The following is a 24024-nucleotide window of genomic DNA, read 5'->3' on the forward strand; positions in this document are numbered from 1 at the left end:
CCAGATGTCCATGCCGTCCTCCTGCTTCAACCGGCGCACCAGATCGACCGGATCGCCGTCGACCATCTCGACCGCGGGGTCATCGATCCGGCCGAGAGTGCCGGACACGACGTACTGCCGCATGTGCGAGTAGGGACTGGTGATGCCGACCCGCAAGGCGGGTTCGTAGGTGCCGCGACCCATCACCAGAGTGTCGAAGTTCTTGCACGGCGCGTCGGCCGCGACACCGAAGTGCGGACGCGCATGCGTCGGAAGGGTCTCCGGGTACTCGGCGCCGAGCCATTCGGTGAAGTCCCGCGGCAAGGGGAAGAATTCGATGCCGCCGTCCGGACCGGCGATGTAGCCGTCGAGGGACATGCCGACGAAGTAGACGAGCTTTCGCATGGGGATCCTGCTTTCTTGGGAGGGTTCGGTCGGCTTCAGGCGCGGCTGTACCAGGTCACCTGGGCGTTGTTGCTGAATTCCATCCGCCGGGTCGGGGTGAACAGTGCCGGGGTGAAGGCGCCGGCGAAGGCCGGGATGCCGCTGCCCGCGACGACCGGGTAGCTCTTGATGATCAGTTCGTCGATCTCGTAGGCCAGGTGGGCCGCGAGGTTGCCGCCACCGCAGAGCCAGATGTCGAGGCCGTCCGCCTGCTTCAGCTTCCGCACCAGGTCGACCGCGTCGCCCGCCACCACTTCGACGGCCGGGTCGCTGCTCGGATCGAACGTGTTGGAGATGACGTACTGCTTCAGGTGCGTAAATGGGCTGGTCACCTCACCGGCTTCGTAGGTGGCGCGCCCCATCAGAACCGTGTCCCAGTTCTTGTTCGGCGTGTCCACCGGCATCCCCACCAGCGGTCGGATTTGGGTGGGCATCGGCTCCGGATAGTGCGCGTTCACCCAGGCGGACATGTCGTCGGCGAGCGGATAGAAGTCGAACTCGCCGCCGGGACCCGCGATGTAGCCGTCGAGGGACACGCCGACGTAATACACAAGCTTTCGCATTCGAAGACCACCCGTCGTGTTGTACTCTGTCTGTAGTGATTTGAACTGTAGTACTACAGACGGAGTGGTGTCAATATGCGGACGAACCCGGAACGGCGGCAGGCGCTCATCGACGCGGCGATCGAGGTGCTCGCGGACGAGGGCGCGCGCGGCCTCACCTTCCGCGCGGTGGACAAACGGGCCGGGGTCCCGGCGGGCACGGCGTCGAACTACTTCGCCAACCGCGACGATCTGCTGACCCAGGTGGGCAGCCGTTTCTACGAGCGGCTGCAACCGAGCGACGAGACCATAGCCAAGGTGACCGATGGTCCGCGCACCCGAGCCAACATCACCGAGCTGATGAAAGACATCGTCGCGCGCATCGAGGCGTTCCGCACCGGCTACCTCGCCATGCTGGAACTGCGTCTGGAGGCCACCCGGCGACCCGAACTGCGCGCGGTGCTCACCGAACGGGTGCGCGAGGACCTCGACTTCAACGTGCACACCCACCTGGAATCGGGCCAGCCCGGCGACGCCGACGCCGTCCGCCTGCTCTATCTCGCGCTGAACTGGCTGATCGTGGACCGCATGACGCTGCCCGACATCTTCTCCGAGGAACAGAGCATGCATTTGATCGAGACGGCGGTCGAACGACTCGTCCGCGACTGACGCGCCCGAATTCGCCGGAACCTTGTGACACGCGTCACGCCCATCGGATAATGGACCGATGATGGCGAACGTTGGAGACCGGCTGCACGTGCACGGCCACGTGGTGGGGCAAGGTGATCGCCAAGGCGAGATCATCGAGGTCCGCGGATCGGACGGCGGACCGCCCTACGTGGTTCGCTTCACGGACGGACACGAATCCCTGGTGTATCCGGGACCGGACGCGACGATCGAACATCCCGAGTGATCGCGCGTCAAGGCGCCTGAACCGCGCCGCCCCTCGAAAAGGACGAACAGGCCCGCCGATTCCCGGCGGGTCGCCGACCCGACCACCGCGAAGAGCGTCCGAATACCCGCTGGCACGGCCGACGCGAAAGTCGTTCCGGCCCCCGCAGATATCTACTCGCCAGTAGCACCGCGCACCATAGACCTCGTTGTTGACGGATGGGAAGAGCGCTGTGCAGAATCGGCGAGTTGATCCACCGGGGGGCGGAGGTACAGGCATGCGCACGAAAACCGATATCCGCTTCACCGTCGAGGCAAGTCCGGCTCACGTTCTCGACGCTTTGGCGGCGATCGAAATGCTCCCGGAATGGTCGATGTATCAGGACGCGCGCGTGGCCACTCGCGACGAATACGGCAGGCCGCACCGCGTTTACGTCACCGCCGACGTGCTCGGCAGCTCCGATTTGCAGGTGCTGGAATACGAATGGACAGAGAACCGCTCGTCCTGGCAGGTCGTGGACAGCTCGCGCGGCATCGGCGGCGGCGGCTGGTTCGAGGTCTCCGGGGGCGCGGAAGGCACCGACGTCTGGTACCACTCCGAGTTGCATTCCCGCCTGCCACTGCCCGGACTGCTGATGAAACGCACCGTGCAACGCTGGAATGAAACGGTGGTGCAGAACTTCATCGAATTCGCGGAAAGCTACCCGGAATCCGAGAGTTTTCATTCCGTATAGCGAGTGCGCATAATTCGCGACATAGCGAGCGCGCATAATTAGACACCACGGATGACGCCCTGAGCGAAACCCACGCCCGCGCTTTGTTTCCGGGCCGCGCCGAACACGTGCGGGTGCGACGATGGGCACCATGATCGGTACAAAACGGGCTCGGGTCCAACCGATGGCCGAAGGCGCCTCGGTGACCCAGCTCGAACTGTTCTTCGACCTCGTCCTGGTTTTCGCGTTCACCATGGTGGCCGCACTGGCGGCCGGCGACACCAGCGCCGAGAACATGCTGCGCGCCCTGCTGGTGCTCGCGGTCATGTGGTGGGTGTGGATCGCCTACGCGTGGATCGGCAACGTGGTCCGCGCCGACGAGGGCATCACCCGGGTGGCGATGTTCTTCGCGATGGGCGGTGCGTTCCTCGCGGCGCTGACCATCCCGGAGGCCTTCGACGACATGGACGGCGGCTGGTTCGGCCCGCTGGTCTTCGCGATCGCCTACCTGCTGGTTCGCCTGGTGCACCTGTGGGTCTTCTGGCTGGCCAGCGCCGGTGACGCGCAGCTGCGCGGACAGGTGGTGCGCTGGGGACTCGGCTCGATCACCATCGGCACCACGCTGCTGGTGATCGCCGCGCTGACCGACGGCGCGGTGCAGATCGGACTGTGGATCGCGGCGATCGTCGGCGACATGCTGTGGACGATGCTCGCCGGCGAGGACTGGCGCCTCAACTCGGCCACCCACTTCGCCGAGCGGCACGGGCTGATCATCATCGTCGCGCTCGGCGAATCGATCGTCTCGATCGGCATCGGCGTCGCCGGACTGCCGATCTCCTGGCCGATCGCGCTCGCGTCGATGCTCGGCCTCGCGGTCTCCGGCCTGCTGTGGTGGGCCTACTTCGACGTCGCCGCGCTCTCGGTGGAACACGAGCTGAAGCGCGCCGAGGGCGAACGCCAGATCAAGATCGCCCGCAATTGCTATACGTACTGGCACTTTCCGATGGTCGTCGGCATCATCGCCCTCTCGCTCGGGCTGAAGAAGGTGCTCTACTACGTCGGCGACACCTCGGAGCACACGCTGAGCGACGCGCTCTACGGCATCCCGCTGTTCGCGCTGTACGGCGGCGTGGTGATCTACCTGCTCGCGCTGGTCGGCTTCAAGCACTACGCGACCCGCGAGATCACCGTTCCGCGCGTGGTCACCGCCGTCCTGCTGCTCGCCCTCACCCCCTTGGCGTGCGCGCTGCCCGCGCTGGCCTCGCTGGCCATCCTGTGCGCGGTACTCATCGGCCTGATCCTCTGGGAAACCGTCCGCTACGCCCGCCCGCGCGACGAGATCCGGCACGGCGCGCACGCCGGGTGACCGTCCGCATCGACCGAATGCCACCTTCACCCTGTCCGGGACCGTCGCGGTCACCTTCGGTCAGGGGGAAGGCTTTTGGTTGGCCAGCAGGTAGCGGATGGAGCGCTCGTGGTGGGTTGGGCCGTAGGCGGAGGGTTCGACGCGGACGCCGTCGCGGACCGCTTGGCGGATTTGTTCGACGTTCTCTCTGATCATGTCGGAGACCAGTTCGTCGGTGCGGGGGTCGGCGAGGACCTGGAACACGATGCGGAAGCTGGTGTCGGCGATCAGGCGGATGATGTCGTCGTGGAAAGGGATGTAGCGGACCTTTCCGGCCTGCGGATCCTTCTTGATCAACTCCAGGATCATCTCGTCCATCTCCGCGCGGTTCTCTTCCAGCGCGGCGGCGATGTTGCGGGTGTAGTGCCCGGTGCGTAGCACATGTGCCACTTCGTCGAGGACCGCGATGGTCATGGGGCGCTTGATCACGTCGACGATGGTGGTGACGAACCGGTTGATCACCGCGGCGGTCACCCGGTCGCCGAAGACACGGTCGGCGACCCGGGCAAGCCGCACCACGATCACCACGAGACGCAGCAGCCGGAAACCGCGGAACAACGGGTTCGCCACCGGGATCATGCCGATGACCTCGTACCAGTAGACGAACGGGAACGTCCACGGCCAGCCCGCCCTTCGCCAGCGCCACAGGAACTCCACGGCGAACACCGCGCAGATCGCGTAGTCGACGATCACGATGGTGCGATAGGTGCGGTCGGACACCGGGAAGAAGGTGATCCACACGACCAGCGCCACCGAGACCACCGCGAGCGCGAGCATCACGAAATCGGTCCACAGCGCGGGCGGTTTACGCGGGTACTCGTTCGCGTACGGTGCCTGCGCGAAGTCCGGTGTTGTGGTGGGGACGGTCACGGAAAGAATCCCTTCGACGCCGACGTCCCCGCCGAGCGTAATCGGCCCGCCGCCGCCGAACGGCCGACCGGACATGGTTCCCGGCGAATCCTCGGCTCAGCGACCGGAGCGGATGATCTCCTCGATGTTGCGCTCGGCCAACGCGGTGATGGTCAGCGAGGGGTTCACCGCGCCCGAGCTGCCCGGCATGGCCGCGCCGTCCATCACGTACAGACCCGGATACCCGTGCACCCGGCCGTGACCGTCGGTGGCAAGGCCGAGCACCGCGCCGCCCAGCGGGTGCGCGGTGAACAGCGCGTTCGCGTCGTAGCCGAGCGCGCCGTATTCGACGAGGGCGTCGGCACGTTCGGCGATGCGGCGGTCGACGGCCCTGGCGGCGGCGACACCTCGTCACGATTGCGCGTCGACCAGGACAGCCCCACCGAGTCGCTGGCCCGGTCGTAGCCGAAGCGGGTGCGCGTCGGGTCGAGCACCATACCGAGCGAGGCGAGCGCGCCCGTCTCGAACGGGATGCCGGGGATGTACCAGTTCTCCAGGGTGACCGGCACGGTCGATTCGTCGAGGATGCGGCTTGCGCTCGGCACACCCTGGCCGTGTCCGGCCACCGAGCTGGCGCCGCGCGCGAGCACCACGTCGCCGTTGGTGCCCCAGCCTTCGCCGATGTGCTCGTTGAGATCCGGTAGCGCCCCGGTGGCCCTTGCGCGGACGAGCAGTTCGGAGGTGCCGATCGAACCCGCGCCGAGGAAGAGCCGGTCGCAGGTGAGCGTGCGGGTGCCGAGCACCTCGCCGGTCGGCGCGAGCTTGCTGACGCTCACCGTGTAGCGACCGCCGGACTCCTTGCCGATGGCATCGACCTGATGGCCGGGGAACACCGCCGACCTGCCGGTCTGCTGGGCGTAGCGCAGGTAGTTCTGGTTGAGGTCGAACTTCGCGCCGTTCGAGTTGCCCAGATTGCTGCGCGCAACGGTGGCCGACGGCCGGGTGGTGCCGGCCAGCTCGCCGCGCAGGATGTCCCAGGTGAAGATCGAATCGTTGGGTAGCGGGTGGTATCCGGCCTTGCGCACCTGGTCGTCCCAGGCGCGGGAGTGCGCGAACGGGGCCGAGGCGTAGATGTCGGCCGGAATCGGGTCCAGCCGCAACATTTGGCGCACCCGCGGGTAGTAGACGCGCTCGAGTTCGTCGTAGGCCACCGAACCGCGGAAGACCTCGTCGAAGAAGCGGCGCTCCGGCGCGATCATCGCGCCCGAGAAGATCACCGAGCCGCCGCCGACCGCCGCCGCCCGCCACACATCGATGCCCGGGTATTCGGTGCAGTCGAGCACGCCGCCGAACTTGGCGAAATGCATCGGAACCTTGGTGACGCCGGTGAAATCGGTGCGGTGCCAGAAGCCGCGGCCGTCGGGTAGGTCGTCGCCGGTGAAGATCTCCCGCCACGGGTCGTTCGGCCAGCGCGATCCGCGCTCCAGCACGGTGTTGGCGACGCCCGCCTCGGCGAGCCGCAGCGCGGTGACGGCCGCGCCGAAACCGGAGCCGATGACGATCGCGGGCGAATGCTCGGGCGGATCGGGAAGTGGCGCAAAGATTTCCGGCACCCAGTTCTGGAACATCGTGTGCCAGACCGGGTCGGCCGCGGCAGGCCGCGAGTCGAGCGTCGAACCAACAGCGCCGAAAAGCGCTGCCAAACCCGCCGCCTTGAAAAAGGCGCGTCTGTGCACCAGGCCACCTCCCTCATCACGCATGGCCGAGCGCAGAATAGCGCGCCTGACCGGGAGTAGGCCATCCACTGTGAAACGTCACGGTCCCACCGCGGGACGGCGTGGTTCAGGACGCGAACGGCCGCCCATCGGCGGCGCAGGTGGCGCCGGGCGCGGGCAGTCGCAGGTCGACCAGGTAGCGCTCGCGCAGCTGTCGCACGCACTCGCCGTCCGGTTCGTGGCCGTAGCCATCGGCGACCACGACGAGCCTGGCATTGACCAGTTCCTGCTGCGCGCGCTTGGCGAAGGTCACCGGCGTCACCGGGTCGAAGCGGTTGTTCAGCAGCAGCGCGGGTTTGTCGGAGCCGAGCGTCCACGGGCCGGTGTAGCGCTGCGGGTAGCCGCCCTCCGGTGCGGGCCACGTCGCGCACGGCTGGTGCATGCCGAGCCAGAACCGGCCGAAAATCGGTTCGGCGGAAGCGATCTCGTGGGAGAGAGCGGGCCAGTCGACGGACCGCCAGCCCGCGCTCTGGTCGGCGCAGGTGATCGCGGTGAAGGCGTCGAGGAAGTCGTAGTCCGGCACGGCCGCCGCCAGGATCTCGCGCACCTTCGCCGGATCGCCCGCCGGGCCGCGTTCCAGTTCGATGAGCAGCTCGGCGAGCGCGGGCCAGCCGCGCTCCGGGTCGTAGAGCATCAGCGCGTGCGCCTGCACGACCTCGCTGTAGCGCACCGGCACCGCGTGCTCGCCGGCGCCGACCGTGATCGGGGCCTGGCGCAGCCGCTCGAGCAGGGCGTTGTCCCTGGCGCGCAACCGATCCGCCCCGCTGTCGGCGGGAGTGGGGGTGGTGGTCTCGACGCGCTCGGACCCGGCGCTACCGGCCTTCTCGGCCCGCTCCGGCGGTGCGGCGGGACCGGTCAGGTCGGACCGCTCGGAGCCACCGGCGAAGGCGCACTTGGCCTTTCCCTCCTCGGCGCACAGCCGCAGGAACTCCGCGTGGATCTCCGCGGTGCCCGCGGCGGTATCGATGACGTAGGCGCGGACGTCGTCGGTGTAGCCCCTCGGGTCGAGCATCGAGGACAGCTGGAGTGCGCGCACCCGTTCGCCGAACAGCGCGCCGTACACCTGCCCGAGGTAGCTGGCGTAGGACCCGCCCGCGTACGTCAGCTTCTCCTCGCCGACCGCGCGCCGCAGCAGGTCCATGTCCCTGGCCGCGTCGACCGTGGTGAGGTGCCCGAGCAATTCGCCGCTGTGCTTCGCGCACCCCTCCGCGAGCGTGCGCGCCGCCTGCTCGGCGGCGCGCTCCTGCTCGGCGTTCGCGGGCGGCAGCAGCGTGGCGTCCCAGAACCGGCGCCGTTGCTCGTCGTCGGCGAAACAGCGCACCGGGGCGCTGCGGCCGATCCCGCGCTGGTCGAAGGTCACCACGTCGAAACGCTCGCGGGTCTCCCCCTCGGCCAGTTCGCCCTGCCGCGCCCAGTCGATACCGGAGCCGCCGGGCCCGCCCGCGGCCGTGAACAGTGTGCCGATGCGGCGCTCGGGATCGGTGGCGAGCTGCCGCACCACCGCGAGCTCGATGGTCTTGCCCTCGGGCTCGGCGTAGTTCAGCGGTACCGCGGCGGTCGCGCACTCGAGGCCGCCGAGATCGGCATCGGCGCATGGCCGCCAGTCGAGTCGCGGCGTCGGCGCCGCGTCGGCCTGCCGGACCAGCCCCGAGACGGCCGACGCCTGCTGAACCGGGGTACACGCGGTCAGCACGGGCGCCGCCGCCGCGACCACGATCAGCACGAACTTCCACCTACGCACAGTGACCATCCTGTGCCCCGGCCACCGCGCGCGTCGTCATCCTTAGTGACGAATTCGACCCTGAGATCGCCTCGGGTCCATGCCTTCTCATGACATCAGCAGCCGGACCACCGCGATGCTACCCACCACCACGATGACGGCGCGCAGCACGTTCGGCGGCATCCGCCTGCCGTAGTGGGCGCCGAGCTGGCCGCCGATGATCGAGCCGATCGCGATCATCGCCACGGCCTGCCAGTCCACCTCGGCGACCACGATGAAGATGACCGCCGAGACCGCGTTGACGATGAGCGCGAGCACGTTCTTCACGGCGTTGAGCCGCTGCAGCTCGTCGTGCACGAAGATGCCGAGCAGGCCGATCAGCAGCACGCCCTGCGCCGCGCCGAAGTAGCCGCCGTAGATGCCGGTGCCGTACACCGCCGCGAGCAGGATCGGTCCGCCGTGCTCAGGCACGGTCCCCGCGCCGTTCTCGCGCCGCCGCTTCACCCAGGCCGAGAGCCGCGGCTGCACCACCACCAGGATCAGCGCCACGATGATCAGCGCGGGCACGATCGCCTTGAACGCCGCGGCGGGCAGCACGAGCAGCAGCACCGCGCCGGTGATGCCGCCGAGCAGCGAGGCCGTGCCGAGCTGGAGCAGACGGGAACGTTGACCGGCGAGCTCGCGCCGATAGCCGATGACGCCGCTGATCGAGCCGGGGACCAGGCCGATGGTGTTCGACACGTTCGCGGTGACCGGCGGCAGCCCGAAGCCGAGCAGCACCGGGAAGGTGATCAGGGTGCCGGAGCCCACGATGGTGTTGATGCCGCCCGCGGCGATGCCCGCCCCGAAGACGGCGAGTAGTTCGAGCCAAGTCATCCGATACGTTCCTTCGACGTCCCGTCGGACCCGCGGCCCGTACAAGCGTTCAGTTCTCCCGGCACGCTATCGGCAGCCCCGCATACCACGCGCAATCGGACCGGGCTTCCAGCGCCGCGCCGCGACACGCTAAACTCGTCAGAATCATGCAGCGGGCACTTCTTCTCGGCCGCCGCGACGGGGTCTGATCGGACCGGCTCCCGTCGCGGGGTTTCGCCTGCCGGTCGCCCAATAATCGGGAAACCCCCACACCATGGAGAAATCGCATGTCCCCTGCTGACGCCTACGTTTCCGGCTCGCGCACGATCACCGCTCCCAGCAAGGCCGCGCCCGCCGACCAACCAGGATGGAACAAGCAGAAGAACTCCTCGATGCCGACATTCCGGTATCGGCCGTTCGCCGAGGAGGTCGAGCCGATCACGCTGCCCGACCGCACTTGGCCGGACAAGATCATCGACCGCGCCCCCGGCTGGTGCGCCGTGGATTTGCGCGACGGCAACCAGGCACTGATCGACCCGATGAGCCCCGCGCGTAAGCGCCGCATGTTCGACCTGCTGGTGCGGATGGGCTACAAGGAGATCGAGGTCGGCTTCCCGTCGGCCAGCCAGACCGACTTCGACTTCGTCCGCGAGATCATCGAGGACGGCGCCATCCCGGACGACGTCACCATCCAGGTGCTGACGCAGTGCCGCCCCGAGCTGATCGAACGCACCTTCGAGGCCTGCGCGGGCGCGAGCAACGTCATCGTGCACTTCTACAACTCCACCTCCATCCTGCAGCGGCGAGTGGTCTTCCGCGCCGAGCGCGACGCGGTCAAGAAGATCGCCACCGACGCCGCCAAGCTGTGCCTGGAGGTCGAGCAGCGCTACCCCGACACCAACTGGCGCTACGAGTACAGCCCGGAGTCCTACACCGGCACCGAGCTGGAGTACGCGCGCGAGGTGTGCGACGCGGTCTCCGAGATCATCGCGCCGACCCCCGACAAGCCGCTGATCATCAACCTGCCCGCCACCGTCGAGATGGCGACGCCGAACGTCTACGCCGACTCCATCGAGTGGATGAGCCGCAACCTGGCCCGCCGCGACTCGATCGTGCTGTCCCTGCACCCGCACAACGACCGGGGCACCGCGGTCGCCGCGGCCGAGCTGGGCTACCAGGCGGGCGCCGACCGCATCGAGGGCTGCCTGTTCGGCAACGGTGAGCGCACCGGCAACGTCTGCCTGGTGACGCTGGGCATGAACATGTTCTCCCGCGGCGTCGACCCGCAGATCAACTTCTCCGACATCGACGAGATCCGCCGCACCGTCGAGTACTGCAACCAGCTGCCGGTGCACGAGCGGCACCCGTACGGCGGCGACCTGGTCTACACCGCGTTCTCCGGCAGCCACCAGGACGCCATCAACAAGGGCCTGGACGCGATGAAGGCCGCGGCCGACGCGCTGGACGCCGACGTCTCCGATATCACCTGGGAGGTGCCGTACCTGCCCATCGACCCGAAGGACGTGGGCCGCACCTACGAGGCGGTCATCCGGGTCAACTCGCAGTCCGGCAAGGGCGGCGTCGCCTACATCATGAAGACCGATCACGGCCTGGTGCTGCCGCGCCGCCTGCAGATCGAGTTCTCCCAGGCGATCCAGCGGATCACCGACGGCGAGGGCGGCGAGGTCACGCCGAAGGAGATGTGGGACGTCTTCCACGAGGAGTACCTGGCCCCGATCCGGCCACTGGAGCGGATCCGCCAGCGGGTCACCGCGTCCGAGACCGACGGCGGGGTGGACTCCATCACCGCCGTGGTGAAGGTGGACGGCGTCGAGCAGGAGGTCACCGGCAACGGCAACGGGCCGCTGGCCGCGTTCGTCGACGCCATCGCGACCGTCGGTTACGACGTGCGGGTGCTGGACTACTCCGAGCACGCCATGTCGGCGGGTGACGACGCGCAGGCCGCCGCCTACGTGGAGTGCGCCATCGGCGACAAGGTGGTCTGGGGCGTCGGCATCGCCACCTCGATCACCACCGCTTCGCTGCGCGCGGTCGTCTCCGCGATCAACCGCGCCAGCTGACGCGTTCGGCGTGGTCGGGGTTTCGGGCCCCGGCCACGTCACCAGCGCGTGCCGCGCGGTCGGCCGCGCCTTCGACGTCGTCACCGCTGTCGGCTCGTCGCCGCCGAGCCTCACCAGCGCCACTGGATCCAGCCGTCGACGAAGTCCAGCGAATACGTCTGGTGCTCAGTCCCGTCCGCGGTGACGATCGTCCACACCGCCGATTCGCACTGTCGCACATCGGCATCCGACAGGCCGAGTCGCGCCTGCTCGCGCGCGTATCCCGCGTCGTATTCGTCGTCCGTCAGCAGCTCGGCCTGTTCGCGCGACCACCGCTGCAGCGCACCCGCGCGATCGAACCTCTCGAACTCGACCGGATCGTGAGCGCGCAGCTCGCCGGTGGCCCACGGCGTCTCGTAGCCGTAGCGGACGATCGTGGCGAAAGGTTTGCCGTCACAGCGCAGTAGCATCGGCGCCTCGAAGATCATCGCGCCAGGCTATGGGTGCTGCGCGGCAGGACACAGCCTGCGCGGAGGTTTGCTCACCTGCTAGCGTTGGTTGCACTCAAGCGCCGAGCTCTCTGCTCGAATCCCGAGCAGATGGGGGAACTGTGACAAACAACGACCACAATCCGACCTCTCCGCCCTGGCTGCAGAGTCATTCGGTGGATACGGCCGCAGTCACTGCCGAACCCGCCGGATCGCATGTGGCGCAGGACGAGACGAACGAGACACCCGCCGAGGCGCCCGAAAAGGACGCCGTAGCAGCGGCCGAAGCCCCCGAGGGGCAGGAGGCCGCGCCGGGTGGTCGTGAACCGGCGCATGCCGATGCCGCGCCGGAACCGGGACAGTTCACCGGTTATCCGCCCGCCGTTGGACCCGGCGATCCGACCGGCGTGTATCCGCAGCCCGTCGCCCCGCCCGGCTACGGTCCGGCCGAGGGCTTCGCGCCGAACGGAGCCGCGGAGCCGTACGGTCCGTACAGCACCGGTCCGTTCGCGCAGCAGCCCGGCCCCTACCAGGGCGGGCCGTATCAGCCGGGCCCCGAACAGCTTCCGCCGCCACCCGGTCCCGACCAGCACGGCGCGCCCTACGGCGAGTACCGCCAGGAGATCGGACCGGACGGTCTGGTTCGCCGGGTTCCGCAGGAGAGCGGGCCGGAAGCCGGTGCGGCACAGGATCAATCGAGCGGTCCGATCTACAGCTGGGCGCCGCCGCCTCCGCCGGTTCAGCCGATGGCCCCGCCGCAGCCGATGTACCAGGAGCCGCCCGCGCCGATCGGCCAGCCGCCACTCGGGCCGACCGGTCCTGGTCAGACACCGCTCGGGCCGACGGGTCCCGGGCAGACGCCGCCCGGGCTCACCGGTCCCGGGCAGACGCCGCCCGGACTCACCGGTCCCGGCCAGACGCCGCCCGGACTCACCGGACCCGGCCAGCAGTGGGGTGGCCCGCAGCAGCAGCCGTTCCAGCCGCAGCACGTGCCGCAGCCCGGCCAGCCCGGCCACTCGGTCAACGACCTCAACCTGCTGAAGCGGGCCCGCCGGGCGCCGCGCAGCGGGTGGCGCCGCGCCGTCCACAAGGCCTCCGGCGGCATGATCAACCCGGGCGAATCCGCGGCCGACATCGTCTACCGCGACCTCGTCGACCGGGTGAACCAGCCGGTGCGCGGCGACTACCGGATCGCGATCCTCTCGCTCAAGGGCGGCGTCGGCAAGACGACGACCACGGTCGGCCTCGGCTCGACCTTCGCCTCGCTGCGCGGCGACCGGGTCATCGCGATCGACGCCAACCCGGACCTCGGCACGCTGGCGCACCGGGTGCCGAGGCAGACCCGCTCCACTGTGCGCAACCTGCTGGAGGATCAGCAGATCTCCAGGTACTCGGACGTCCGCGCGCACACCTCGCAGGCCCCGAGCCGATTGGAAGTGCTTGCCTCCGAACAGGATCCGGCTGTCTCCGAGGCGTTCAGCGAGGCCGACTACCGCAAGGCGATCAGCATCCTGCAGTCGTTCTACAACATCATCCTCACCGACTGCGGCACCGGTCTGATGCACTCGGCGATGTCCGGCGTGCTCGATATGGCCAGCTCGCTTGTGCTGGTCACCTCGCCCGCGATCGACGGCGCGCGCAGCGCCTCCGCCACGCTGGACTGGCTCGATCACCACGGCTACGGCAAGCTCGTCGAGCGCACCGTGGTGGTGGTCAACGCCTCGCGCCGCGGCGCCTCCACCGTCGACCTGGACCAGCTGCGCAAGTTGTTCCTCGACCGCACCCGCGCGGTGCAGGTGGTGCCCTTCGACGATCACCTCGCCGAGGGCGCCGAGATCGACCTGGAGCTGGTCAGCAAGCCGACCCGACGGGCCCTGCTGGAACTGGCCGCGATGGTCGCCGACGATTTCGGCTACATCGGCGCGCAGCAGTACCAGCATCCGGGGCCGATGGGTCTGCGTTAGGCGGGTCCACCGACGGGCTCGCCCGGTACCGGCGATAGTCGAAAGTCGCGGCCCGGCAACTCGACTGCCGAGCCGCCTTCGGTCCGGCGGCTGTCCCCCTGCGCGGTGGACAATTCGCCGCCCGGCAAGTCGACTGCCGAGCGGCCTTCGGTCCGGCGGCTACCCACTGCGCGGCGGACGATCCGCCCCGCATGCACTGGCGATGGCGGGCAGTTCACCGCGGCATACGCTCTGCCAGAAGCACGGTGGCGGGCGACGACCTTCGCGGCCGCACGCCGCGGTGACGCGCCGCGCCGTCGGAGGACGCCGCGAAAGCCGAGACGACCGCGGGTCGCCGCTCGGCATGCGGAGCATGCTGGCATGGCGCCGATTTCGCGTCTGCTACTCCGCCGGTGACCTGGTCCGCAGCGGCGCGAAAGGCCACCAGCACCCGACCGCGGCCGCCACTCCGCAAGCGGACCACTCTGGCAGAGCGGCGATTTCGCGTCTGCCACTTCCGTGTGCCCCGGTCGGCAGCCGGCCGGAACGCCAGGCGCCTGGCGATCGCGGGCCGCTACTCCGCAGTGACTCGGTCTGCGGCGGCGCGAAGGGAAGCCAGCACCCTGGCGATGGCGGGCCACTACTCCGCCCGGCGGCTACCCACTGCGCGGTGGACAATCCGCCGCCGCGAACGCCACATGCACCGGCAATGGCGGGCTCGTTCACTGCGGCATACGCTCCGCCGGGAGCACTGTGGCGGGCGACAACATTCGCGACCGCACTCCGCGGTGACGCGCCGCGCCGTCGGAGGACGCCGCGAAAGCCGAGACGACCGCGGGCGCCGCTGCCGCCACTCCGCATGCGGACCACACTGGCAGAGCGGCAACTTCGCGTCTGCCACCTCCCTGCGCCCCGACCCGCAGCGGACCGCAACGCCGCAGACACCTGGCGATCGCGGCCGCCACCCCGCGGTGACTCGGTCCGCGGCGGAGCGAAAGGCCGCCAGCACCATGACGACCGCGAGCCGCTACTCCGCAGTGCCGGGGCCAGCGGCAGAGCGAAGGGCAGCCAGCACCCGGGCGATGGCGGGCCACTACTCCGCGAGCGGACCACACTGACAGAGCGGCAACTTCGCGTCTGCCACCTCCCTGCGCCCCGACCCGCAGCCGACCGGAACGCCGCAGACACCTGGCGATCGCGAGCCGCTACTCCCCAGTGCCGGGGCCAGCGGCCGACCGGAACGCCGCAGACACCTCGCGACCGCGAGCCGCCACTCCCCAGTGCCGGGACCAGCGGCACAGCGAAAGGCAGCCAGCACCCGGGCGATGACGAGCCGCTACTCCGCGGTGACTTGGTCAGCGGCGGAGCGGAAAGCGGCGAGGACCGTGGCGATGGCGGGCCGTCTTTCCGCGTGCGCACGGGTGACCAGGTCGTAGTTGCGGGCGGCGCGGACGCCGGAGAGTCGCAGCACCGCGAGATCCGGGTGGGCGACGGCGAAGCGCGGCATCAGCGCGACGCCGTAGCCGGATGCGACGAGCGTTTCGATGACGCGGAAATCGTTGAGCCGCTGCGCTATTCGCGGCTGCACTCCGGTCACCGTTGCGATCGATTCGAGGACGTCGTCGACCGGGAAGCCGCCGCGCACGCTGAGCCAGGTCTCGTCCGCGAGTTCGGCGGGGGTCACCGAGCGCTGCCCGGCCAGCCGGTGCGTCGGGGCGACGACAACGTCGATGGGTTCGCGCATGAGGAACCGCGAGGTGATGCGCGGTCCGGCCACCGAGCCGGAGCGCTCGTCGCGGTGGGTCAGGACGATGTCGTAGTCGGCGAGCAGGCGCGGCACTCCGCTCGGCGGCACGTCCTCGTCGCGGGCGACCACGTCGACGTCGCCGCCCGCCAGCGCGGGCAAAATCAGCGGGAGCAGCAGCGCCGCACCCGACGGGAACAGCGCAACCCGCACCTGCCCCCTCGGCGACCCGCGATAGTGCGCCATCTCCGCGACCGCCCGGTCCATGGCGGCGAGCACCTCGTCGGCGCGGACGACAAGCGCCTGCCCAGCGTCGGTGAGCCGGATGCGGCGGCCGTCGGGCTCCAGCAGCGCGACACCGGCCTCCTTGGCCAGCGTCTTGAGCTGCTGGGAAACCGCGGACGGCGTCATGGACAACGCGTCGGCCACGGCGGAAATGGTTCCGCGGTCGGCGAATTCGCGCAGGACTCGCAGCCGATCCACGGACATCGGCGGTCCCTGCGACTCGACCGGCACCGGGCGCATCCTCTCGTCGATAGTGAAGTGCTTCTACACTATCAGTGCAGATTTATTCGATTGTGCTGATGGTTTTCGAGCTCGACCATGGTGAGCGTGACCAACCGCGACCGCCTGCTCGGCCTCACCGTCGTCCTGCTCTGGGGCCTGAACTTCATCGCCATCCGAGTCGGCCTCGACCACTTCCCGCCGCTGTTCTTCGCGGCCCTGCGTTTCGCGGTGCTCGCGGTGCCGGTGCTGCTGTTCGTTCCGCGTCCGAACGTGCCGGTGCGCTGGCTCTTGTTGTACGGCACGGGTTTCGGCGTGCTGCAATTCGCGTTTCTGTTCACCGCGATGCGCGAGGGCATGCCGACCGGGCTGGCCTCGCTGGTGTTGCAATCCTCTGCACCGTTCACGGTGGTGCTCGGCGCGCTGCTGCTCGGTGAGCGGCTGCGCCCGATCCAGCTGGGCGGGTTGTTCGTCGCGGTGGCCGGGATCGTGGTGATCGGCGCCGATCGCGTGCACGTCGCGCCGCTGCTTCCGCTGCTGCTCACGCTGGCGGGCGGGCTCGGCTGGGCCTTCGGCAATATCGGCTCTCGGCTGGCCGCGGCTTCGAGCGAGGTCAACCCGCTGCACCTGACCCTGTGGATGACGGTGGTTCCGCCGCTTCCGCTGTTCGCCCTCTCCGCGCTCACCGAAGGCCCGGCGACCGGTTGGCACGCACTGGCCGACATCTCCGCGCCGACCGGGTGGCCCGCGCTGCTCGGCCTGGCCTACATCGTCGCGCTGGGCACGGTCGCGGGGTCGGGGTTGTGGACGTACCTGATGAGTCGCTATCCGGCGGGCGCGGTCGCGCCGCTCTCGCTGCTCGTCCCGGTCGTCGGCATCGCCGCGGCCTGGGCTTTCCTCGACGAGACGCCGACCGGGTGGCAGTTGCTCGGCGGCCTGATCGTGATCACCGGCGCGTTCGTCGCCACCACCGCGGGCAAGCCGACGCGGGTAGCCGAGACCGAGGAATCGGATCGGGCCACCGAACCGGCGGTGCGCTGATCGTCCGCCCACTGGTTCCGCGGGTCGCGGCACCGCGAAAAATCGGATCCGGCAGCTGAACCCGCGCTGCGCCGAGCATCCGCCGAGTACGGATTCCGTGGGCCGCGAGGACCGCGGATCGGATCCGGCCGCCGAACCCAGCGGTGCGTTGAGATTCCACCGAATACGAGTTCCGTGGGTGAGACAGCAGCCGAACGGAGCGGGCAGGCGAAGTCGGCTGCGTTGAAACCCCTCCCGAGTGCGAGTTTGCGAATTGCGAGTTTCGGGAAGTAGCTCGCGTCGCGCGAGGGCGGCGGTACTCTCGGGGCGCTGTACTCGCCGCGGCCGATCCATACGGCCGCGACCCGGCGGCGGCAGGGGCGGGTGGGATGGCCCCGAGCAGGCGCTTTACAGTGGGTGCGGCGGTGAAGGTAGGGTCCCGAAAGCTAGGCAGCAGAGACGCGCATGGCAGAACAGCGGTGGGCCGTCTCGCGAAGAACGATGCTTCGCGGCACGGTGGCAATGGGGGTTTCGTCGGCGGGGGCTTTCACGGCCGGTGCGCTGAGACCGGGGCTCGCATCGGGGGCTCCCAGCGGCAGACGGGTGGCGGTGCTCGGCGGCGGGGTCGCGGGACTCACCGCGGCGCACGAACTGGCCGAACGCGGATTCCAGGTCACCGTCTACGAGAGACGGGCGCTCGGCGGTAAGGCGCGCAGCATTCCGGTGCCCGGCAGCGGGTCCGGCGGACGTCCCGATCTCCCCGGCGAACACGGCTTCCGTTTCTTTCCCGGCTTCTACCAGCACATTCCGGACACGATGCGGCGAATCCCGTTCGCGGGTAACGCCGAAGGAGTCTGGAACAACCTGATCGCGATGCCCGAGGCGCGCATGTCCCGCCGCGACGGCGACGACTTCCAGATACCGCTCGGCTTCCGCGCCAGACCGAATCCGCGGCCGGAGGACTTCCGCGAGACCGTCGGCGCCGCCATCGCGACGGCACTGAAAATGCCCGCCGCGGAAGGACTTTACTTCGCCAACCGGCTGCTCGTGTTCAACACCAGCTGCGACGCCCGCCGTTACGGCCAGTGGGAGCACATGGCCTGGCGCGATTTCGTCGGCGCGCACCACCGTTCGCACGAATTCCGCGCGCTGATCTCGCGCACGCTCACCAGCATCATGGTCGCCGCCAAGGACAACCTCGCCAGCGTGCGCACCATCGGCAATATGGGCGAGCAGTTCCTCGGCAACCCGTTCGAGGTCGGCAACGACGGCGCGCTGGACCGGGTGCTGAACGGCCCGACCAACGCGGCGTGGATCGATCCGTGGACCGCACGGCTGCGTGAGCTCGGAGTCGAGTTCGCACTCGGCGCGGAGGTGCGCGGGCTGGAGGTGCGGGACCGGCGCATCAGCGGCGCCCGGATCGTCGACGGCAACGGCAGCCGCACGGTCGAGGCCGACTACTTCGTCGTGGCGCTGGCCGCCGAACAGGCCCGCGCGCTGTGGTCGCCCGACGTGCTCGAGGTGCGCCCGGAGCTGGCCGTGATGGACCGGCTGTTCGTGGACTGGATGACCGGCATCCAGTTCTACCTGCGCAGACCGGCCGAGATCTCCAGGGGCCACACCGCCTACATCGACGCGCCGTGGTCGCTGACCTCGATCAGCCAGAACCAGCTGTGGACGCGCAAGCTCGCGGAATTCGGCGACGGCACCGTGCAGGATTGCCTCTCGGTCGACATCTCCGACTGGAACACCCCCGGCATCCTGTACGGCAAGACCGCCAAGGAATGCACGCACCAGGAGATCGCGCGCGAAGTGTGGGCGCAGATGCAGGCGCACCTCAACGATCGCGGCGAGGAACTACGCGACGCCGACCTGCACTCCTGGTTCCTCGATCCCGCGATCGTCTGGCAGTCCGAACAGCGCCGCAATACCAACGCCGACCCGCTGCTCATCAACACCGCCGGGTCGTGGGAGCACCGCCCCGACCCGCACGGCGATCTCGAAAACCTGTTCCTCGCGGGAGATTACGTGCGCACCAACGTCGACCTCGCCACCATGGAGGGCGCCAACGAGTCGGCACGGGCCGCGGTGAACGCGCTGCTGGACGTCGCGGGTTCGGACGCGCCACGCTGCCGCATGTACACGCTGTACCGCGCGACCGAACTGGAACCGTTGCGGCGCATGGACGCCGACCGATACGCGGCGGGTCAGCCGAATCTATTCGACGTGCAGTTCTAGGCGGGGGCGGGTGTACCTGCCCAAAAGCGGTTCTCTGAGTCAATGCCTCACAACCGGAAACACCTGACCCGCTGCACGCCGTCTCCGCACAAGTACACCTGCCCCGATACGGCCGCGGGGGTGCTTCAATCGAGGTATGGGAGAGACCACAGAGATCACCGACACCGCCGACCTGCGTGCGCTGCTCGGCGCGGTGATGCCGCGCGCGGCGACGAAAGAGCGCGTCGCACTGCACCAGCGCGACCGCGAGTGGATCGCCAACTCCCCGTTCCTGGTGATGAGCACCAGCGACGCCGACGGCAACTGCGACGCCTCACCCAAGGGCGACCCTGCGGGTTTCGTGAAGGTGCTCGACGACCGCACCATCGCCATCCCCGAGCGCCCTGGTAACCGCAGGGCCGACGGCTACCTCAACATCCTCGCCAACCCCCACGTCGGCCTGCTCTTCTTCATCCCAGGCCGCCGCGACACCCTCCGCATCAACGGCCGCGCCCGCCTGATCCGCGACGCCGCCTACTTCGACGACATGGTGGTCAAGGGCCACCGCCCGATCCTCGCCGTCGAGGTCGCCGTCGAACAGATCTTCTTCCACTGCGCCAAAGCGTTCATCCGCAGCCACCTGTGGGAGCCGGAGCAGTGGCCCGCCGACACCCTCCCCAGCACCGCCTGCCTGGTCAAGGACGTGGATCCGAATGTGAAGGAGACGGTGGACGAGCTGGAACGGTACTACTCGCCGGAAAACTACGCGGCAAAGCTGTACCGAGACTGACCTCCGCCCGACAGTCGCGTTTGCGCCCACCCCACCATCCCCAACCACCACGCAGCGACTGCTCCCACACACCCCGTACACGCGTCACATAGCCACCGCCTATGTGAGGAGTGCAAAGCCTGTGTGGCCACCACCCCTACGCCGCAACTTGCCGGCGCGCAGGTGCAACCCCGTGACCCCGACCTCACCGACCCACGCTGTCGCGGCACACCAAGAACCCCGCACATAGACTCTCGGCGTGGCGAAGATATCGATGCGTGGGCGGATCGCCCTGCGGGCCGCGGCGGCAGCGTCGTGGGCCTCGCAGAAGGCGGGACGCGGCAAGGGTTCGATGATCGGCGGCCTGATCGCGCTGAAGATCGACCCGACGATCATGGACCAGCTCGGACGTGGCAGGCGGACGGTGCTGGTCACCGGCACCAACGGCAAGTCGACGACGACGCGGATGACCACCGCCGCGCTGAGCACCCTCGGTCAGGTCGCCACGCAGGCCGACGGCGCCAATATGGACGCGGGCATCGTTGCCGCGCTGAGCACGCACCAGGGTGTGCCGCTGGCCGCCATCGAGGTGGACGAACTGCATCTGCCGCACGTCAGCGACTCGCTGAACCCGGCGGCCGTTGTGCTGCTGAACCTCAGCCGCGACCAGCTGGACCGGGTCGGCGAGATCAACATGATCGAGCGCAAGCTGCGCGCCGGACTCGCCAAGCACCCCGACACGGTGGTGATCGCCAACTGCGACGACGTACTGGTCACCTCGATCGCCTACGACCACCCGAACGTGGTGTGGGTCGCCGCGGGCAGCGGCTGGGCGATGGACGCGACGAGTTGTCCGCGCTCCGGCGAGCCGATCATCTGGGAGGGCGAGCACTGGCGCAGCACCGGCACGGATTTCCAACGGCCGCAACCCGATTGGCACCTGGAAGGGAACGACCTCGTCGGCCCCGACGGGGAACGCCACCTGCTCGAGCTGGCGCTGCCCGGCCGGGCCAACCGGGGTAATGCCGCGCAGGCGGTCGCCGCCGCGGTCGCGCTGGGCGCCGAAACGGCCAAGGCCGTCGTCGCAGCGGGTACGGTGCGCGAGATCGCGGGCCGCTACCGGACCGTGCAGGTCGGCGAGCACGCCGCGCGGCTGCTGCTCGCCAAGAACCCGGCGGGCTGGCAGGAAGCCCTTTCGATGATCGAGCCGACCGCGGCCGGACTGGTGATCGCGGTGAACGGGCAGGTGCCCGACGGCGAGGACCTCTCCTGGCTGTGGGACGTGCGCTTCGAGCACTTCGAGGGCGTGCAGGTCGTCGCCTCCGGCGAGCGCGCGACCGACCTCGCTGTCCGCCTCACTTACGCGGGCGTCGAGCACACCACCGTGCCGGATCCCTTGCGCGCCATCGCCTCCTGCCCGCCCGGGCAGGTCGAGGTGCTCGCCAACTACACCGCGTTCCGCGACCTCAACCGCGACTTGGAGAATTATGGGTGACTCGACGGTACGGATCGGCCTCGTGCTGCCCGATGTGATGGGCACCTACGGCGACGGCGGCAACGCGCTCGTGCTGCGCCAGCGGCTGCGCATGCGCGGCTACGACGCCGAGATCGTGGAAATCACGCTGCCCGAACCGGTTCCGAACTCGCTGGACATCTACACCCTCGGCGGCGCGGAGGACTCGGCGCAGCGGCTGGCCACCCGGCACCTGCAGCGCTACCCCGGCCTGCAGGAGGCGGCCGCGAAAGGCGCTCCGGTGCTTGCCATCTGCGCGGCGATTCAGGTGCTCGGCAACTGGTACGAGACCTCCTCGGGTGAGCGTGTCGACGGCGTCGGTCTGCTCGACGTGACCACCTCGCCCCAGGTCAAGCGCGCCATCGGCGAAGTGACGACCAGTCCCATGCTCGACGGACTCACCGCTGCGCTCACCGGATTCGAAAACCACCGTGGCGGAACGAAGCTCGGCCCGGAGGCGACCGGCCTCGCGCGCGTCACCCGCGGCGTCGGCAACGGCGTCGGCGACGGACTCGAGGGGGTCGTCCAGGGCTCGGTCATCGGCACCTACATGCACGGCCCTGCCCTCGCCCGCAACCCCGAGCTCGCCGACCTCCTGCTCATCCGGGCACTCGGCGTCGACACCCTCGAACCGCTGAATCTTCCCGAGGTCGACCAGCTCCGCCGCGAACGCCTCCGCGCCTGAGAGCTGTCACCACGCCCTGCTCGCGCGGAGTCGTGGATCAACTCTCCCGCAGCCGAAGTCGTCGCGGATTCACTCCTCCACCGGAGCGACGTCGACCGAGACCGTGATCGAGCTCTCCTTGGCCTCGGTGTAGATGATGCCGCGCAGCGGCGGCACATCCGCGTAGTCGCGGCCCCACGCCGCGACGACGTAGCGCTCGTCCGCGAGCTGGTCGTTGGTGGGGTCGAAGCCGATCCAGCGGCCCGCGCGTTCGGACGAGTTCTGGCCCGGGACCCACACCGCCGCCCAGGCGTGCGTGGCGTCGGCGCCGACCATGCGCTCCTTGCCCGGTGGCGGGTCCGTCGCGAGGTAGCCGGAGACGTATCGCGCGGCGAGCCCGTGCGATCGGAGGCAGGCCGCGGCGATTCTGGCGAAATCCTGGCAGACGCCCGCGCGCGCGTAGAACACGTCGGAGACTCTGGTCGAGACGGTCGTCGAGCCGGACCAGTAGGTGAAGTCGGTGTTGATGCGGGTCGTCAGCTCGGTCACCGCGGCGAGCAGCGGGCGTCCCGGTGTGAGCGAGCGCGCCGCGTAGGCGGTGATCTCCTCGGTGATCTCCGGCGGGTGCAGGTCGAGGGTGAACTCAACGGCCAGCGGACCGGTCGCGTGGCTGGGCCTGGCGGACTCCCACGGCAGCAGCGCCGGGTCGTCCGTCGGCTCGGCGGGTGGGTCGACCTCGACCGTCGACTCCGCGCTGACGACCAGCTCGCGGTGTTCGGCCGTGACGTGAAAGTAGTGCGTGGTGTTGCCGTACACATCGGTGCCGATGGACCGGTCCGACGGCGCCGGGTCGATGTTCACCTCGTGCGCGAGCACCCGCTGACCGGGGAACTCGCGCGGGGTCAGATAGGCGCGCCCGTAGGAGCTGGTCACGTCCTCGGAGTAGGAGTAGGTGGTGCGGTGGGCTACCCGGTACCGCCGTGTCGCGCCGTCGATCATCCGACCACCCGCGTGCTACCCCACAACGGCTGAATGCCCACCGGCAGCGAGAGTTTCGTCGTCTCGAAGGATTCCGCCACCTTGCGCAGCCGCAGGTGCACGCCGTCGAGCAGTTCGGCCAGCTCGGTGCGCCTTCCGTTCTCGTCGGTGACGTTCAGGTCGTCCGGATCGACGCGACGCAGCATGCGCTGCGCGTCGGCCAGCAACCGTTGCGGCCGTGAGGATCCCGAGGCGCCGGGCAGCGCGGCGAAATCCGCGTCGAGCCGTTCCAGCTGGTAGGCCAGCGAACGAGGATTGCCCCTGTCGAACAGCAGCAACCCGGCGACCGCCGAGACCCGCACCGAATCCCGGTGGCGCCGACGGTAACTCACCGACGACTCGGCCGCTTGCAACACCGCCTCGGTGACCACCCGCTCGGCCTCCGGCGGATAGGTCTCGGTCAGCGCCGCCGAGAGCAGCGCCGTCACGGCCAGCCCGCGCTCGATGCGCTTGCCGATATCCATGACGCACCAACCGATGTCGCGCACCAGCGACTCGGCGCCGATGCCGGACAGCGAGAGCAGGGCGGCCAGCGTCAGCGAATGCACCGCCGAGAGCGCCGTCTCGTCGCCATCGCTCTCCCGGTACTCGGCCAACGCCCGGTCCACCGAGCTGAGGATCATCCAGGTGTCGTGCGAGAGCTGGTCGCGCACGGCTCGCGCCGAGGATCCGTACCGGTCGATCGCGTAGGCCAGCGACCCGGGCAGCTCCCGATCGATGGTCAACGCCTCGAGATAGTCGTGCCCCTCGCGAGACGCACCCGCCACCGCGGCCACCCCACCGTTGCTCCCCGGTACACTCTCACCCTCGAATCCGCTTGCCGCACCGCGCAACTCGGACTCCGCACCACCCAATCCCAGACCCTCGCCGAGAGCTTGGGACTCCCCGCCG

Annotated in this window: 20 protein-coding genes and 1 pseudogene; 11 read left to right on the forward strand and 10 right to left on the reverse strand. The window is 69.2% G+C overall.

Features of this window, described 5'->3' with window-relative positions; genetic code table 11:
* Both NAM01S_RS26700 and NAM01S_RS26705 read right to left on the reverse strand, forming a co-directional pair.
* A partial coding sequence (locus tag NAM01S_RS26700; protein WP_067790329.1) for a dihydrofolate reductase family protein occupies positions 1-384 on the reverse strand: 384 nt, incomplete at its 3' end.
* A gap of 35 nt (positions 385-419) precedes the next feature.
* Positions 420-986 carry a dihydrofolate reductase family protein gene (locus NAM01S_RS26705; protein ID WP_067790332.1) on the reverse strand — a complete coding sequence of 189 codons (567 nt, stop codon included), beginning with the start codon at positions 984-986 and terminating at the stop codon, positions 420-422.
* Positions 987-1061: 75 nt separating this feature from the next.
* Between NAM01S_RS26705 and NAM01S_RS26710 the strand changes: the two genes are divergently transcribed.
* From NAM01S_RS26710 to NAM01S_RS26725, 4 genes are all read left to right on the forward strand, one after another.
* The gene (locus NAM01S_RS26710; RefSeq protein ID WP_067790335.1) at positions 1062-1634 is read left to right on the forward strand and encodes a TetR/AcrR family transcriptional regulator; all 573 of its coding nucleotides are present in this window, start codon (positions 1062-1064) and stop codon (positions 1632-1634) included.
* A 58-nt stretch (positions 1635-1692) separates the two neighbouring features.
* Positions 1693-1878 carry a DUF1918 domain-containing protein gene (locus NAM01S_RS26715; RefSeq protein WP_067790338.1) on the forward strand — a complete coding sequence of 62 codons (186 nt, stop codon included), beginning with the start codon at positions 1693-1695 and terminating at the stop codon, positions 1876-1878.
* A 190-nt stretch (positions 1879-2068) separates the two neighbouring features.
* The gene (locus NAM01S_RS26720) at positions 2069-2590 is read left to right on the forward strand and encodes an SRPBCC family protein (protein ID WP_255284337.1); all 522 of its coding nucleotides are present in this window, start codon (positions 2069-2071) and stop codon (positions 2588-2590) included.
* 130 nt (positions 2591-2720) lie between these two features.
* On the forward strand, positions 2721-3935 hold the full coding sequence (locus NAM01S_RS26725; protein WP_067790369.1) for a low temperature requirement protein A: 1215 nt from the start codon (positions 2721-2723) through the stop codon (positions 3933-3935).
* Positions 3936-3995: 60 nt separating this feature from the next.
* On the opposite strand, the gene NAM01S_RS26730 is transcribed toward NAM01S_RS26725, so the two are convergent.
* From NAM01S_RS26730 to NAM01S_RS26745, 4 genes and pseudogenes are all read right to left on the reverse strand, one after another.
* Positions 3996-4919: an ion transporter gene (locus NAM01S_RS26730; protein ID WP_253799174.1), complete on the reverse strand. Its 924-nt coding sequence runs from the start codon at positions 4917-4919 to the stop codon at positions 3996-3998.
* Between the two features lie 21 nt (positions 4920-4940).
* A pseudogene (locus tag NAM01S_RS26735) lies at positions 4941-6559 on the reverse strand (GMC oxidoreductase).
* A gap of 106 nt (positions 6560-6665) precedes the next feature.
* Entirely contained in the window at positions 6666-8339 is a 1674-nt protein-coding gene (locus NAM01S_RS26740; RefSeq protein ID WP_067790374.1) for an alpha/beta hydrolase, read from the reverse strand.
* Positions 8340-8426: 87 nt separating this feature from the next.
* Positions 8427-9194 carry a sulfite exporter TauE/SafE family protein gene (locus NAM01S_RS26745; protein WP_067790343.1) on the reverse strand — a complete coding sequence of 256 codons (768 nt, stop codon included), beginning with the start codon at positions 9192-9194 and terminating at the stop codon, positions 8427-8429.
* 266 nt (positions 9195-9460) lie between these two features.
* On the opposite strand from NAM01S_RS26745, the gene leuA reads away from it, so the two are divergent.
* Positions 9461-11254: a 2-isopropylmalate synthase gene (leuA, locus tag NAM01S_RS26750; RefSeq protein WP_067790346.1), complete on the forward strand. Its 1794-nt coding sequence runs from the start codon at positions 9461-9463 to the stop codon at positions 11252-11254.
* A gap of 110 nt (positions 11255-11364) precedes the next feature.
* Here the strand turns inward: leuA and NAM01S_RS26755 are convergent, their stop codons facing one another.
* Positions 11365-11721 (reverse strand): hypothetical protein, encoded by a 357-nt coding sequence (locus NAM01S_RS26755; RefSeq protein WP_067790349.1) that lies wholly within the window; start codon positions 11719-11721, stop codon positions 11365-11367.
* 176 nt (positions 11722-11897) lie between these two features.
* Between NAM01S_RS26755 and NAM01S_RS34360 the strand changes: the two genes are divergently transcribed.
* A complete protein-coding gene (locus tag NAM01S_RS34360; protein WP_157107922.1) occupies positions 11898-13685 on the forward strand; it encodes a MinD/ParA family ATP-binding protein in 1788 nt (595 codons plus the stop codon).
* A gap of 1315 nt (positions 13686-15000) precedes the next feature.
* Here NAM01S_RS34360 and NAM01S_RS26765 read toward each other — a convergent pair.
* Positions 15001-15897, reverse strand: coding sequence for a LysR family transcriptional regulator (locus NAM01S_RS26765; RefSeq protein ID WP_067790377.1), 897 nt, complete (start codon positions 15895-15897; stop codon positions 15001-15003).
* 123 nt (positions 15898-16020) lie between these two features.
* Between NAM01S_RS26765 and NAM01S_RS26770 the strand changes: the two genes are divergently transcribed.
* The 5 genes from NAM01S_RS26770 to NAM01S_RS26790 all read left to right on the forward strand — a co-directional run bounded on the left by NAM01S_RS26770 (position 16021) and on the right by NAM01S_RS26790 (position 22116).
* A complete protein-coding gene (locus NAM01S_RS26770) occupies positions 16021-16953 on the forward strand; it encodes an EamA family transporter (RefSeq protein WP_157107923.1) in 933 nt (310 codons plus the stop codon).
* Between the two features lie 501 nt (positions 16954-17454).
* Complete coding sequence (locus NAM01S_RS26775) at positions 17455-19170, forward strand: hydroxysqualene dehydroxylase (RefSeq protein ID WP_084483331.1); 1716 nt, start codon at positions 17455-17457, stop codon at positions 19168-19170.
* Between the two features lie 136 nt (positions 19171-19306).
* On the forward strand, positions 19307-19939 hold the full coding sequence (locus NAM01S_RS26780) for a pyridoxamine 5'-phosphate oxidase family protein (protein ID WP_067790357.1): 633 nt from the start codon (positions 19307-19309) through the stop codon (positions 19937-19939).
* Between the two features lie 253 nt (positions 19940-20192).
* The gene (locus tag NAM01S_RS26785) at positions 20193-21413 is read left to right on the forward strand and encodes a Mur ligase family protein (protein ID WP_067790380.1); all 1221 of its coding nucleotides are present in this window, start codon (positions 20193-20195) and stop codon (positions 21411-21413) included.
* A complete protein-coding gene (locus NAM01S_RS26790; protein ID WP_067790360.1) occupies positions 21406-22116 on the forward strand; it encodes a type 1 glutamine amidotransferase in 711 nt (236 codons plus the stop codon). Before NAM01S_RS26785 ends, NAM01S_RS26790 begins: the two co-directional genes overlap by 8 nt.
* A gap of 69 nt (positions 22117-22185) precedes the next feature.
* Here NAM01S_RS26790 and NAM01S_RS26795 read toward each other — a convergent pair whose 3' ends face one another.
* Together NAM01S_RS26795 and NAM01S_RS26800 are read right to left on the reverse strand one after the other, a co-directional pair.
* On the reverse strand, positions 22186-23094 hold the full coding sequence (locus NAM01S_RS26795; protein ID WP_067790363.1) for a transglutaminase family protein: 909 nt from the start codon (positions 23092-23094) through the stop codon (positions 22186-22188).
* Positions 23091-24024: alpha-E domain-containing protein (locus NAM01S_RS26800; RefSeq protein ID WP_169810906.1), on the reverse strand; the 934-nt coding region annotated here is incomplete at its 5' end. The genes NAM01S_RS26800 and NAM01S_RS26795, both read right to left, overlap by 4 nt.

It is taken from the genome of Nocardia amikacinitolerans NBRC 108937 (assembly GCF_001612615.1).
Taxonomy (GTDB): Bacteria; Actinomycetota; Actinomycetes; order Mycobacteriales; family Mycobacteriaceae; genus Nocardia; species Nocardia amikacinitolerans.